Genomic DNA, 12,567 nt, shown 5'->3' on the forward strand with positions numbered 1-12,567 from the left:
GGTGTTACTGTCTCCCGGTTTGGAGGTCGTTAATCGTGCAAGCCTGCCGCAGGGGCCGGCGTTGTTCAAGTTTCGCGGGATGAGGGGTCGCCCTCATTCCGATCCTCGCACCTGGCGAGGCCTTGCAATCTCTGGCCCGGAACATGCCGGGCCGGCGCTCCCGAATTGCATCCGGGCCACTTTTACGGTGCCTTGCAGCCGCGGCCGATCAGATCGTCCGTCTCGGTCCAGTAGACCAGGCCTTCCTCGCCCTTGCTGTGGAAGGACAGCCGGCCGTCGCTGTACAGGGCGCCCGAGGCCGCCGGCTCCTGGCTCAGGCGGTAGACGATATCGTCGCCGCCCAGGCGCAGGTCCACCTGATCGTAGTCGCCATTGGCGAAACGCCATTGCAGCTCGGCCTGGCTGTCGCAGACCCAGCGCTGCCAGCGATCCGGCGCCTGCGGCTGGCTGCTGCATCCGCCCAGCAGCACGGCCACCACGGCCGCTGCGATACCCCTGTCGATCATCCCGCTCTCCTGTCAGCATCCCTGCACCGGCGCCGCGCCGGTGGGATCGCCACTGCTCTGCCGTTCGATATGCCGATCGTCCTGAGTGGTCGGCTGCTCGATCGGCGCCGGGCTGAGCAGCTCGCAGGCCTCCTCCCGAGCGCCGCCGGCGCAGCCAACCAGGACGAAAGCGAGCAAACTCAATACGGCGAACCTGGCCATGGCGCGACTCCTCGTGCGGTCATCCCAGCTTCAACAGACCACCGAATCGCGCGAGGGTTTAATGCGGCTTACTTGGCGCGCTGCTCCAGCACCTCGACGGCCGGCAGCACCTTGCCCTCGACGAACTCGAGGAAGGCACCGCCGCCGGTGGAAATGTAGGAGATGCTTTCGGCCACGCCGTACTTGTCGATGGCCGCCAGGGTGTCGCCGCCGCCGGCGATGGAGAACGCCGGGCTCTCGGCGATGGCCAGGGCCAAGGCCTTGGTGCCGTTGCCGAACTGGTCGAACTCGAACACGCCGACCGGGCCGTTCCACAGGATGGTCTGCGAGGCTTTGAGCATCTCGGCGAACTGCGCGGCGGTCTGCGGGCCGATATCCAGGATCATGTCGTCCTCGGCCACGTCCTTGACCGATTTGACGGTCGCTTCGGCGTCTTCGGCGAAGGCCTTGGCCACCACCACGTCGACCGGCAGCGGCACGCTGACCTTGGCCGCGATGGCGCGGGCGGTGTCGACCAGGTCGGCCTCGTACAGCGACTTGCCCACCGGCAGGCCGGCGGCGGCGAGGAAGGTGTTGGCGATGCCGCCACCGACGATCAGCGAGTCGCAGATATCGGCCAGGGAGTTGAGCACGTCGAGCTTGGTCGACACCTTGGAGCCGGCGACGATCGCCAGCATCGGTCGGGCCGGCTTGTCCAGGGCCTTGCCCAGGGCGTCCAGCTCGGCGGCCAGCAAGGGACCTGCGCAGGCCACCTCGGCGAACTTGGCCACGCCGTGGGTAGAACCCTGGGCGCGATGGGCGGTGCCGAAGGCGTCCATCACGAATACGTCGCACAGCGCGGCATACTGCTGGGCCAGCTCGTCGGTGTTCTTCTTCTCGCCCTTGTTGAAGCGCACGTTTTCCAGCAGCACCAGCTGGCCCGGGGCGACGTCGACGCCGTCCAGGTAGTCCTTGACCAGCGGCACCTCGCGGCCGAGGGCCTTGCTCAGGTAGGCCGCCACCGGCGCCAGGCTGTCCTCCTCGCTGTACACGCCTTCTTCGGGGCGGCCCAGGTGCGAGCAGACCAGCACCGCCGCACCCTTTTCCAGCGCCAGCTTGATGGTCGGCAGGGAGGCGAGGATACGGGCGTCGCTCTTGACCACGCCGTCCTTCACCGGGACGTTGAGGTCCTCGCGGATCAGCACGCGCTTACCGGCGAGGTCGAGGTCGGTCATCTTCAGAACGGTCATGGCATCAGTCCTTCACGGAAGCTTTTGTCAGGGAAAGGAAATGTTCGGCGACGTCGAGCATGCGGTTGGCGAAGCCCCACTCGTTGTCGAACCAGGCCAGCAGGTTGACCAGGCGCGGGCCGGACACGCGGGTCTGGCTGCCGTCGACGATGGCCGAGTGCGGGTCGTGGTTGAAATCGCAGCTGGCGTGCGGCAGCTCGGTGTAGGCCAGCAGCCCTTTGAGCGGGCCGCTTTCGGCGGCCTGGCGCAGCACCCGGTTGATCTCCTCTGCCGAGGTGTCGCGCGCGGTCTGCAGGGTGATGTCGAGGCAGGACACGTTGACCGTCGGCACGCGGATGGCCTTGGCCTGGATACGCCCGGCCAGCTCCGGCAGCAGACGCTCGATGCCGCGCGCCAGGCCCGTCGAGACGGGAATCACCGACTGGAAGGCCGAGCGCGTGCGGCGCAGATCTTCGTGGTGGTAGGCATCGATCACCGGTTGGTCGTTCATCGCCGAGTGGATGGTGGTAATGGAGACGTATTCCAGACCCACGGACTCGTCGAGAAGTTTCAACAGCGGCACGCTGCAGTTGGTGGTGCAGGAGGCGTTGGATACCAGCAGCTCGCGCCCGCTCAGGCAATCCTGGTTGACCCCGTAGACCACCGTGGCGTCGATATCGGTCTCGCCGGCCATGGGCTGGGAGAACAGCACCCGCGGCGCGCCGGCGTCGAGGAAACGCTGGCCATCGGCGCGGGTGTGGTAGGCGCCGGAGCACTCCAGCAGCAGGTCGATGCCCAGCGCCGCCCAGTCGATGGCCTCGGGCTCGCGCTGGCGCAGCACCTTCACGCAGTCGCCGTTGATATGCAGGCAGTCGCCATCGACCTTCACCTCGCCGGGAAAACGCCCGTGGGTGGAGTCGAACCGGGTCAGGTACTCGATGCTGGCCTGATCGGCCAGATCGTTGAGCGCGACGATTTCCAGGTTCGCCCCGGCGCCGCGCTCGTGCAACGCGCGCAGAACACAGCGGCCGATGCGGCCGTAGCCGTTGAGGGCGACTCTATAGGGGCGGGCGTTGGGCATAGGTTCTTCGTCGGTCCTGCAGGTGGAAAACCGCTTCGCGGGTTTTCCACCCTACGCGAGAGTGGAACCACGTAGGGTGGATGGTCGTAGCCATCCACCACGCGGCATCAAGCGTCCAGCAGCTCTTCGGCGGTGGCGACGATGTTCTCGACGGTGAAGCCGAAGTGCTCGAACAGCGCCGGCGCCGGGGCCGATTCGCCGAAGCTGGTCATGCCGATGATGCGACCTTCCAGGCCGACGTACTTGTACCAGTAGTCGGCGTGCGAGGCCTCGATGGCGATGCGCGCGCCGACCTGCAGCGGCAGCACGGCCTGCTTGTAGGCGGCGTCCTGCTGGTCGAACACGCTGGTCGAAGGCATCGACACCACGCGCACCTGGCGGCCCTGCTCCTGCAGCTTGGCCGCGGCCTGCATGGCCAGGCCAACCTCGGAGCCGGTGGCGATCAGGATCAGCTCCGGCTCGCCGGCGCAGTCCTTGAGCACATAGGCGCCGCGAGCGATATCGCCCAGCTGCTGCGCGTCGCGGGTCTGGTGCGGCAGGTTCTGCCGGCTGAAGATCAGCGCGGACGGACCGTCGGCGCGCTCGATCGCATATTTCCAGGCCACGGCAGATTCCACCGCGTCGCACGGACGCCAGGTATCGAGGTTCGGCGTGCCGCGCAGGCTGGCCAGCTGCTCGATCGGCTGGTGGGTCGGGCCGTCCTCGCCGAGGCCGATGGAGTCGTGGGTGAACACGTAGAGCACGCGCTGCTTCATCAGCGCCGACATGCGCACGGCGTTGCGCGCGTATTCCATGAAGATCAGGAAGGTCGCGCCGTAGGGTACGAAGCCGCCGTGCAGGGCGATGCCGTTCATGATCGCGCTCATGCCGAACTCGCGCACGCCGTAGAACAGGTAGTTGCCGGCCGCGTCCTCTTCGGTCACGCCCTTGCAGCCTTTCCACAGGGTCAGGTTGGAGCCGGCCAGGTCCGCCGAGCCGCCGAGGAATTCCGGCAGCAGCGGGCCGAAGGCGTTCAGCGCGTTCTGGCTGGCCTTGCGGCTGGCGATGGTCTCGCCCTTCTCGGCCACATCCTTGATATAGGCGGCGGCCTTCTCGGCGAAGTCGGCCGGCAGCTCGCCTTTGATACGGCGCTTGAACTCGGCGGCCAGTTCGGGATAGGCGGCGGCGTAGCTGGCGAAGCGTTGGTTCCACTCGGCCTCGGCGGCGGCGCCGGCTTCCCTGGCGTCCCACTCGGCATAGATCTCGGCCGGGACTTCGAACGGGCCATGGTTCCAGCCCAGGGCGGCGCGGGTCAGGGCGATCTCGTCATTGCCCAGCGGCGCGCCGTGGCACTCTTCCTTGCCCTGCTTGTTCGGCGAGCCGAAGCCGATGGTGGTCTTGCAGCAGATCAAAGTCGGCTGGTCCGCGCTCTTGCGCGCGGTGTCGATGGCCATCTTGATCTCGTCGGCGTCGTGGCCGTCGACGTTGCGGATCACCTGCCAGCCGTAGGCCTCGAAGCGCTTGGGCGTGTCGTCGGTGAACCAGCCCTCGACCTCGCCGTCGATGGAGATGCCGTTGTCGTCGTAGAAGGCGACCAGCTTGCCCAGGCCCAGGGTGCCGGCCAGCGAGCAGACTTCATGGCTGATGCCTTCCATCATGCAGCCGTCGCCGAGGAACACGTAGGTGAAGTGGTCGACGATCTGGTGGCCGTCGCGGTTGAACTGCGCGCCCAGCACCTTCTCGGCGATGGCGAAGCCGACGGCGTTGGCGATGCCCTGGCCGAGCGGGCCGGTGGTGGTCTCGACGCCCGGGGTGTAGCCGTATTCCGGGTGGCCCGGGGTGCGGCTGTGCAGCTGGCGGAACTGCTTGAGGTCGTCGATGCCGAGGTCGTAGCCGGTCAGGTGCAGCAGCGAGTAGATCAGCATCGAGCCGTGGCCGTTGGACAGCACGAAGCGGTCGCGGTCGGCGAAGCTCGGGTTGCTCGGGTTGTGCTTGAGGTAATCGCGCCACAGCACCTCGGCGATGTCCGCCATGCCCATGGGGGCACCGGGATGGCCGCTGTTGGCTTTCTGCACGGCATCCATGCTCAGGGCACGAATGGCATTGGCTCGCTCACGACGGCTGGGCATCGCTCAAATCTCCTACGGGGGCTGCTTCTTGATGAAGGGGGCGAAAAAGGCGGCCATTTTCGCCCAGCCGGCCCCCGCGGGGCAATGACAGATGGTCGCAGGCACGACGATTCCGCCGCGAGTGACCGCCCGGGGCGCTCAACCGGCCTGCTGGCGCAGTACCCCGACCGCCGGGCTATCCGGCCCGCCCAGACAGGGCGCCTGGAACAGCTCGCCATGCCACACGCCGGCCAGGGTGCGGCTCAGCACCAGCGACCAGACCGCGCTCAGTTGCACCGTCAGCACCAGGCCGATCAGGGCGAAGAAGGCCAGGCCGGTCAGCGCGTGCAGCTCGAAGGTGGCCAGGGTGAACACCCCCAGCGGGAAGGTGAAGCCCCACCAGCCGAGATTGAACGGCATGCTGTCGCGGATGTAGTGGCGGGTGAACAGGCTGGCGATCACCAGCCACCAGAGTCCGGCGCCCCATAGCGCCAGGCCGCCGAGCAGGCCGAGGTCGCGCGCCAGTTCCGCGGCACCGGCCAGCGGCGTGCCGGCGAAGGCCGCGGGCGCCGCCTGGCCCATGCTCAACAGGCCGAGACAGCCGGTGGCCAGCGGCCCCAGCGGCAGCCAGCTGGTGGCGGCGAAATCGGTGTCCGGCAGCTTGTGCAGGGCCAGGCGCAGCAGCACCAGGGTGATCAGCGAGAACGCCAGCGACAGCGACACGCCCCAGAGCACGAAGCCGACCACCAGCAGTTGCTGCGCGTCCGCCGCCGCCAGATGCGGCGCCAGCGAGCCGGCGGTGCTGGCCGCCACCTCCGGCGCGATGATCGGCAGCAGCCAGACGGCGGTGAGCTTCTCCAGCGCATGGTTCTGCCGGGTGAACATCAGGTAGGGCACCAGCAGCGCGCCGAGCAGCGCCAGTGCGGCGTCCAGCCACCACAGGGCATGCGCCAGGGCATAGACGGCCTCCCCCCAGCGCGGCACGCCGAACAGCAGCAGGCCCTTGAGCAGCACGGCCAGGCCCATGGGAATGGCGCCGAGGAACATCGACTGCACCGGATGCAGCAGCATCGGCCAGAGCGTTTCGCGAAACAGCACCAGACGCAGCAGGAACAGCAGGCTGAACAGCGCGAACAGCGCCACGCCGAATCCCCACAGTCCCTCGGCCAGGGCAAACAGCCCCGGCAGCTGCCATGGCAGATGGGCCAGCACCAGCGCCAGCACGCCAGTGCCCATGGTCATGGCGAACCAGTTGGGGGTGAAGTGGCGGATAAAGGCGAGCGGTTCGGGCAGACGACTGAAGGGGCGCGGCATGAATCGGGCGGTTCCGTGGCGTGTTTTGAAGGGCTGGCCAGCCTAGGGCCGCAGCTGCCATATTAAAAATACATATTCAGCATCTTTTGCATGCCTTCTATTTATAGGTAGCCAGCGTGAACCTGCATCATCTGAAGGTCTTTCTCGCCGTGGCCGAGGCCGGCAGCATCAGCGCCGGCGCCGCGCGCCTGCATATCAGCCAGCCGGCGGTGACCCGCGAGATCCGCGATCTGGAAGCCAGCCTGGAACTGCGCCTGTTCGACCGCCAGGCCCGCGGCGTGCACCTGACCGAAGGCGGCCAGCGCCTGCACGACTATGCGCGGCGCATCTTCGCCCTGGAACAGGCGGCCGAGCGCGACCTGCGCGACTTCGCCCAGCTGGAACAGGGCGAGCTGCACCTGGGCGCCAGCGCCACCCTCGGCGCCTACCTGCTGCCGCCCCTGATCAACCGCTTTCGCGTGCTGCATCCGCAGCTCTTCGTCAGCCTGGAGGTGAGCAACACCGAGGTGGTGACGCGCCAGCTGGACGACGGCCGGATCAGCCTGGGCTTCGTCGAAGGGCCCTTCGCCCAGGCCGACTACGACCATCGCCTGCTGGCGCGCGACGCGCTGTTGCCGGTGGTGGCGCCGCAACATCCGCTGGCCGCAGTCGAGCACCTGCAGGCAGCCGATCTGCAGGCCTATCCGCTGTATCTGCGCGAGCCCGGCTCCGGCGCCCGCGCCAGCGTCGAGCAGGCCTATCGCGCCCATGGCCTGGAGCCGCGCGCCGGCATGGCCATCGGCAGCACCGAGGCGCTCAAGCGCCTGCTGGGCGACGGCCAGGGCGTCGCCTGGCTGTCGCAACGGGTGGTCGAGCGCGAGCTGGCCAGCGGCGAGCTGCGCCGCCTGGCGGTAGCCGACCTGCATATCGAGCGCGAGCTGCACGTGCTGTGGCGCCCTGGCGCCAGCCTGAGCCCGGCGCCCGCGGCCTTCCTGGCGCTGAGCGAAGCGCCGGGCTGACCGACACAGCAATATCAAAACTTTTTGATATTGCTGTTGCTGGATGAAAAATGACCGACTAGACTGCGCCACCATGACCCTGCGTGCGCCCCAGCTGGACTTCGACCCCTGCGACGAGCTCGCCGCCCTGTGCAAGGCCGGCGGCGATGCGTTGCGCCTGAACATCCTGCGCGCGCTGAGCAACGACTCGTTCGGCGTGCTGGAACTGGCGCAGATCTTCGCCATCGGCCAGTCGGGCATGAGCCATCATCTCAAGGTACTGGCCCATGCCGGCCTGGTGGCCACCCGCCGCGAAGGCAACGCGATCTTCTACCGCCGCGCGCTACCGGGCGGCCGCCTGCATGCGGCGCTGCTGGAGGAGATCGACGAGCTGCCGCTGCCCGGCGAGATGCAGGCGCGCATCGCCGCCGTGCACCAGCAGCGCGCCACCGTCAGCCGCGACTTCTTCGCGCGCATGGCGGCGAGCTTCCAGGCCCAGCAGGACCTGATCGCGAGCCTTGCGCAGTATCGCGACAGCCTGCTGGCGCTGCTCGATGCGCTGCACTTCGCGCCGAGCGCCAGCGCGCTGGAAATCGGCCCCGGCGACGGCGCCTTCCTGCCCGAGCTGGCGCGCCGTTTCGCCCGCGTCACGGCGCTGGACAACAGCCCGGCGATGCTCGAACTGGCGCATCAGCGCTGCGCCGCCGCAGGTCTGGACAACGTCGAGCTGCGCCTGGCCGACGCCCTGGAAGGCGAACTGCCGGCCGCCGATTGCGTGGTGCTGAACATGGTGCTGCACCACTTCGCCACCCCGGCCGAGGCCTTCCGCCAGCTGGCGCGGCTGGTCGCCCCCGGCGGCAGCCTGCTGCTCAGCGAGCTGTGCAGCCACGACCAGAGCTGGGCGCGCGAAGCCTGCGGCGATCTCTGGCTCGGCTTCGAGCAGGATGATCTGGTCCGCTGGGCCAGCGCCGCCGGCCTGGTGGCCGGCGAGAGCCTCTATATCGGCCTGAAGAACGGTTTTCAGATTCAGTTACGGCAGTTCGCCCAACCCGTCATGCGACCTGCCATCAGTTACGGCACACAAGGAACCCACCCATGAGCGAATACTCCCTGTTCACCTCCGAGTCCGTGTCCGAGGGGCATCCAGACAAGATCGCCGACCAGATTTCCGATGCCGTGCTCGATGCCATCATCGTCCAGGACAAGCACGCCCGCGTGGCCGTGGAAACCCTGGTCAAGACCGGCGTGGCCATCGTCGCCGGCGAAGTCACCACCAGCGCCTGGGTCGATCTGGAGCAGATCGTCCGCGACGTGATCTGCAATATCGGCTACACCAGCAGCGATGTCGGCTTCGACGGCGCCACCTGCGGCGTGCTCAACATCATCGGCAAGCAGTCCCCGGACATCAACCAGGGCGTCGACCGCGCCAAGCCGGAAGACCAGGGCGCCGGCGACCAGGGCCTGATGTTCGGCTACGCCAGCAACGAGACCGACGTGCTGATGCCGGCGCCCATCGTGCTGTCGCACCGCCTGGTCGAGCGCCAGGCCGAGGCGCGCAAGTCCGGCCTGCTGCCATGGCTGCGCCCGGACGCGAAATCCCAGGTTACCTGCCGCTACGAGAACGGCAAGGTGGTCGGCATCGATGCCGTGGTGCTGTCGACCCAGCACAACCCGGAGATCAGCCAGGCCGACCTGCAGGAAGCGGTGATGGAGCTGATCGTCAAGCACACCCTGCCGGCCGAGCTGCTGCATAAAGACACCCAGTACCACATCAACCCCACCGGCAAGTTCGTCATCGGCGGCCCGGTCGGCGACTGCGGCCTGACCGGGCGCAAGATCATCGTCGACAGCTACGGCGGCATGGCCCGCCACGGCGGCGGCGCCTTCTCCGGCAAGGACCCGTCCAAGGTCGACCGCTCGGCCGCCTACGCCGGTCGCTACGTGGCCAAGAACATAGTCGCCGCGGGCCTGGCCGAGCGCTGCGAGATCCAGGTGTCCTACGCCATCGGCGTGGCCCAGCCGACCTCGATTTCGCTGAACACCTTCGGCACCCACAAGATCGCCGAAGACAAGATCATCCAGCTTGTGCGCGAGGTGTTCGACCTGCGTCCCTACGCCATCACCCGCATGCTCGACCTGCTCCACCCGATGTATCAGGACACCGCGGCCTACGGCCACTTCGGCCGCACCCCGCAACAGAAGACGGTGGGCGACGACAGCTTCACCACCTTCACCTGGGAGCGCACCGACAAGGCCGCCGACCTGCGCGCCGCCGCCGGTCTGTAAGCCCCCGGAGCAGCACCCCAAGCCCCGCCATCGTGCGGGGCTTTTGCTTTCCGTAGGAGCCGCGCCCCGCGGCGAATGGGTGGGTGCTTGGCGCAAGAGCTTCGCCCCGGGGCGGGGCTCCTACCGGGGCCGCCCGCTCGCTTTACCCATCCGCCCTTGCCGGGCGCGGCGTAAAGTGGCTGCAAAGAGCGTCATCCACCCTGCGCGTTACCACCAGCTCGTCTAGGCTCAGTCCTATTTCCCCAAGCACGGACGCTTGCCATGAAGCACTGGATCGCCCTGCTCCTCCTACCCCTGGCCGCCCAGGCCGAGCCCTGCCCGGACTGGCCCGCCAGCCGCGCCAGCGCCGAACTCGACGCCCTCGCCCGGCGGATCGCCGAGTGGGACGACGCCTACCACAACCAGGGCCGCTCATTGGTCGCCGACGAGCTCTACGACCAGGCGCGCGAACGCCTGCAAGGTTGGCAACGCTGCTTTCCCGACGCGCTGGCGGCGCTTCCCGAGCCACTGGCCGGTGGCGCAGGGGCGATCGCTCACCCCATCGCGCAGACCGGCCTGCGCAAGCTCAGCGAGGCGGCGGTGGCCGAGTGGATCGCCAGCCGCGACGCGCTGTGGATCCAGCCCAAGGTCGACGGCGTGGCGGTCACCTTGGTCTACCGTGGCGGCCTGCTGCGCCAGGCGATCAGCCGCGGCGATGGCCGCAGCGGCCAGGACTGGACCGCGCGGGCCCGCCAGCTGCCTGCCGTTCCCAAGCACCTGCCCGAGCCGCTCGATGCGCTGCTGCAGGGCGAGCTGTACTGGCGCCTGGACGGCCATGTGCAGGTCCGCGATGGCGGCGCCGGCGCGCGCGGCAAGGTGGCCGGGCTGATGGCGCGGCAGACGCTGGACGAACGCGACGCGGCGAGCATCGGCCTGTTCGTCTGGGACTGGCCGGACGGCCCGGCGGAGATGCGCACACGCCTGCACGGCCTGCAGGCGCTGGGTTTCGTCGACAGCGCGCACTACACCCAGCCACTGCGCACGCCGGACGAGGCCAACCAATGGCGCCAGCGCTGGTATCGCCAGCCCCTGCCCTTCGCCAGCGACGGCGTGGTGCTGCGCCAGGGCAGCAGGCCGCCCGGCACGCGCTGGCAGGTGCAGGCGCCGCATTGGGCGGTGGCCTGGAAATATCCGGCCAGCCAGGCGCTGGCGGTGGTGCAGGCAGTGGACTTTCGCATCGGCCGCAGCGGGCGCATCACCCCGATCCTGCGCCTGCAGCCGGTCGACCTCGACGAGCGGCGCATCAGCCGCGTCGCGCTGGGCTCCCTGCAACGCTGGCAGACGCTGGACGTGCGCCCCGGCGATCAGGTGGCGATACGCCTGGCGGGGCTGACCATTCCGCGCCTGGACGCGGTGATCTGGCGCAGCCCGCAACGCGCGCCGGTAACGCCACCGCGCCAGCAGGACTACCATGCGCTGAGCTGCTGGCGCAGTAGCCCGCCCTGCCAGCAGCAGTTCCAGGCCCGCCTGGCCTGGCTGGGCGGCAAGCAGGGGCTGGCGCTGACCGGCATCGGCCCCGGCACCTGGAGCAGCCTGCCGCTGCACGGCCTGCTCGACTGGCTTGAGCTGGACGCCAGTCGGCTGCAGGCCCTGCCGGGCATCGGCGCGCGGCGCGCGGCCCAGCTGCAGCAGGCATTCGAGCAGGCCCGGGACAAGCCGCTGCGGCAATGGCTACGGGCCTTGGGTGCACCAGCGGGTTTCGATAGCGGCGGGCTCGACGACTGGCAGAGCCTGATCGCACGCGAGCGTGGTGACTGGCTGCGACGCCCCGGCATCGGCCAGAAGGGCGCGGATCGCCTGCTGGCGTTCTTCGGCCACCCCGAGGTCCGCCACCTGGGCTCGCAGCTGCAGCGGGCCGGCGTCGCCGCCTTCCAGCCGCCGCCCGATCCGCCGCGCAGCTGATCCAGGTCAGTCGGCCGGTGATAAAGGCCGAACCTCGTGCATCGGTCAGGGTCACTCCAAGTAAGTACTCAGGGGGAGACACCATGATCCGTCATGCCACCCTGCTCGGCCTGCTGCTGGCCGCCGGGCTGAACACCACGCCGATGCTGACCGCCGTGGCCGATAGCGACTGCGACAGCAAACGCCAGCTGCTCGAAGAGAAGATCGAGGCCGCCCGCAAGCGGGGCGACTCGGACGAACTGGACGGGCTGCACCGGGCATTGGGCAATGTCGAAAGCCATTGCACCGACGCCTCGCTGCACAGCGAACGCCTGACCGACGTCGAAGTAGCGCGCCAGCAGGTGCAGCAGCGCGAGATGGCACTGCGCGAGGCCATGGGCGAGGGCGACGCACGGACCATCGCCGAGCGACAGGCCGAACTGGCCGAGGCGCGCTCCGAACTGCAGCAGGCCGAAGCCGAAGCGCGGGCCGAGGATCAGTAAGCGCGGAAGGCCTCGTGGCACGCCTCGCAGCTGTCCTCGACTTTCGCCACCGCCGGCTCGAGCGCCGAACGTCGTAGCGGCGGCGCGGTCGTCGCCTGCACCAGCGCGGCGGTGGCCTGCTCCAGCTCGCGGGCCATCTGCTGGAACTGCGCCTGGCGCTGCCAGACCTCGGCGGTAGCCTTGCTGCGCTCGTCGTCGCGCACCTCGGGGAAATGCTGCCAGGGCTCGCGGGACAAGCGCTCCAGCTCGGCGGCGCCGGCAATGAAGGCGGCCTCGTCGTAGGCGATGCGCCCGCGCAGCATGCCGCCGAGGTCCTCGCTGACCTTGAGCATCTGCTTGAACAGCGCCTGGCGCTTGCCCAGCGGCGAGTCGGGGTCGACGCCGCCACAGGCGGCCAGGATCAGGCAGGCACAGGCCAGCAAGAGGGCTTTGAACTTCATCGCGAGGCGTTCCGGAAAAACGGGCCGCCAGTATCGCCACTCGG

At 68.7% G+C, this 12,567-nt stretch carries 12 protein-coding genes; 5 read left to right on the top strand and 7 right to left on the bottom strand.

Annotation, left to right across the window (positions count from 1 at the left end):
* Window positions 1–182 precede the first annotated feature (182 nt).
* From ACUTAF_RS18930 to ACUTAF_RS18955, 6 genes are all read right to left on the bottom strand, one after another.
* The gene (locus ACUTAF_RS18930; protein WP_445581421.1) at window positions 183–506 is read right to left on the bottom strand and encodes an MliC family protein; all 324 of its coding nucleotides are present in this window, start codon (window positions 504–506) and stop codon (window positions 183–185) included.
* A 12-nt stretch (window positions 507–518) separates the two neighbouring features.
* Window positions 519–707 (bottom strand): hypothetical protein, encoded by a 189-nt coding sequence (locus ACUTAF_RS18935; RefSeq protein ID WP_445581422.1) that lies wholly within the window; start codon window positions 705–707, stop codon window positions 519–521.
* 68 nt (window positions 708–775) lie between these two features.
* The gene (locus tag ACUTAF_RS18940; RefSeq protein WP_445581423.1) at window positions 776–1,936 is read right to left on the bottom strand and encodes a phosphoglycerate kinase; all 1,161 of its coding nucleotides are present in this window, start codon (window positions 1,934–1,936) and stop codon (window positions 776–778) included.
* Between the two features lie 4 nt (window positions 1,937–1,940).
* Window positions 1,941–2,996 carry an erythrose-4-phosphate dehydrogenase gene (gene epd, locus ACUTAF_RS18945; RefSeq protein WP_445581424.1) on the bottom strand — a complete coding sequence of 352 codons (1,056 nt, stop codon included), beginning with the start codon at window positions 2,994–2,996 and terminating at the stop codon, window positions 1,941–1,943.
* A 107-nt stretch (window positions 2,997–3,103) separates the two neighbouring features.
* Window positions 3,104–5,104, bottom strand: a complete 2,001-nt coding sequence (gene tkt, locus ACUTAF_RS18950) for a transketolase (protein WP_445581425.1) — start codon at window positions 5,102–5,104, stop codon at window positions 3,104–3,106.
* 138 nt (window positions 5,105–5,242) lie between these two features.
* Window positions 5,243–6,397, bottom strand: a complete 1,155-nt coding sequence (locus ACUTAF_RS18955; RefSeq protein WP_445581426.1) for a TDT family transporter — start codon at window positions 6,395–6,397, stop codon at window positions 5,243–5,245.
* Window positions 6,398–6,513: 116 nt separating this feature from the next.
* Between ACUTAF_RS18955 and ACUTAF_RS18960 the strand changes: the two genes are divergently transcribed.
* The 5 genes from ACUTAF_RS18960 to ACUTAF_RS18980 all read left to right on the top strand — a co-directional run bounded on the left by ACUTAF_RS18960 (window position 6,514) and on the right by ACUTAF_RS18980 (window position 12,083).
* Window positions 6,514–7,395 (top strand): LysR family transcriptional regulator, encoded by an 882-nt coding sequence (locus tag ACUTAF_RS18960; RefSeq protein ID WP_445581427.1) that lies wholly within the window; start codon window positions 6,514–6,516, stop codon window positions 7,393–7,395.
* 73 nt (window positions 7,396–7,468) lie between these two features.
* Window positions 7,469–8,473, top strand: a complete 1,005-nt coding sequence (locus tag ACUTAF_RS18965; RefSeq protein ID WP_445581428.1) for an ArsR/SmtB family transcription factor — start codon at window positions 7,469–7,471, stop codon at window positions 8,471–8,473.
* Window positions 8,470–9,660: a methionine adenosyltransferase gene (gene metK / locus ACUTAF_RS18970; protein ID WP_445581429.1), complete on the top strand. Its 1,191-nt coding sequence runs from the start codon at window positions 8,470–8,472 to the stop codon at window positions 9,658–9,660. The genes ACUTAF_RS18965 and metK overlap by 4 nt, the downstream gene beginning before the upstream one ends.
* 261 nt (window positions 9,661–9,921) lie before the next feature.
* Window positions 9,922–11,601 carry an NAD-dependent DNA ligase LigB gene (gene ligB, locus ACUTAF_RS18975; protein ID WP_445581430.1) on the top strand — a complete coding sequence of 560 codons (1,680 nt, stop codon included), beginning with the start codon at window positions 9,922–9,924 and terminating at the stop codon, window positions 11,599–11,601.
* Between the two features lie 83 nt (window positions 11,602–11,684).
* The gene (locus ACUTAF_RS18980; protein WP_445581431.1) at window positions 11,685–12,083 is read left to right on the top strand and encodes a DUF1090 domain-containing protein; all 399 of its coding nucleotides are present in this window, start codon (window positions 11,685–11,687) and stop codon (window positions 12,081–12,083) included.
* On the opposite strand, the gene ACUTAF_RS18985 is transcribed toward ACUTAF_RS18980, so the two are convergent.
* Window positions 12,077–12,523 carry a c-type cytochrome gene (locus tag ACUTAF_RS18985; protein ID WP_445581432.1) on the bottom strand — a complete coding sequence of 149 codons (447 nt, stop codon included), beginning with the start codon at window positions 12,521–12,523 and terminating at the stop codon, window positions 12,077–12,079. The two genes, ACUTAF_RS18980 and ACUTAF_RS18985, sit on opposite strands and share 7 nt — an antisense overlap.
* Window positions 12,524–12,567: the final 44 nt, after the last annotated feature.

Source organism: Pseudomonas sp. SP16.1 (assembly GCF_052682975.1).

Excerpts from the sequence above, each read along its gene's own strand:
- ACUTAF_RS18930 (WP_445581421.1), bottom strand. The coding sequence starts at position 506 with ATGATCGACAGGGGTATCGCAGCGGCCGTGGTGGCCGTGCTGCTGGGC.
- ACUTAF_RS18935 (WP_445581422.1), bottom strand. The coding sequence starts at position 707 with ATGGCCAGGTTCGCCGTATTGAGTTTGCTCGCTTTCGTCCTGGTTGGC.
- ACUTAF_RS18940 (WP_445581423.1), bottom strand. The coding sequence starts at position 1,936 with ATGACCGTTCTGAAGATGACCGACCTCGACCTCGCCGGTAAGCGCGTG.
- epd (WP_445581424.1), bottom strand. The coding sequence starts at position 2,996 with ATGCCCAACGCCCGCCCCTATAGAGTCGCCCTCAACGGCTACGGCCGC.
- tkt (WP_445581425.1), bottom strand. The coding sequence starts at position 5,104 with ATGCCCAGCCGTCGTGAGCGAGCCAATGCCATTCGTGCCCTGAGCATG.
- ACUTAF_RS18955 (WP_445581426.1), bottom strand. The coding sequence starts at position 6,397 with ATGCCGCGCCCCTTCAGTCGTCTGCCCGAACCGCTCGCCTTTATCCGC.
- ACUTAF_RS18965 (WP_445581428.1), top strand. The coding sequence starts at position 7,469 with ATGACCCTGCGTGCGCCCCAGCTGGACTTCGACCCCTGCGACGAGCTC.
- metK (WP_445581429.1), top strand. The coding sequence starts at position 8,470 with ATGAGCGAATACTCCCTGTTCACCTCCGAGTCCGTGTCCGAGGGGCAT.
- ligB (WP_445581430.1), top strand. The coding sequence starts at position 9,922 with ATGAAGCACTGGATCGCCCTGCTCCTCCTACCCCTGGCCGCCCAGGCC.
- ACUTAF_RS18980 (WP_445581431.1), top strand. The coding sequence starts at position 11,685 with ATGATCCGTCATGCCACCCTGCTCGGCCTGCTGCTGGCCGCCGGGCTG.
- ACUTAF_RS18985 (WP_445581432.1), bottom strand. The coding sequence starts at position 12,523 with ATGAAGTTCAAAGCCCTCTTGCTGGCCTGTGCCTGCCTGATCCTGGCC.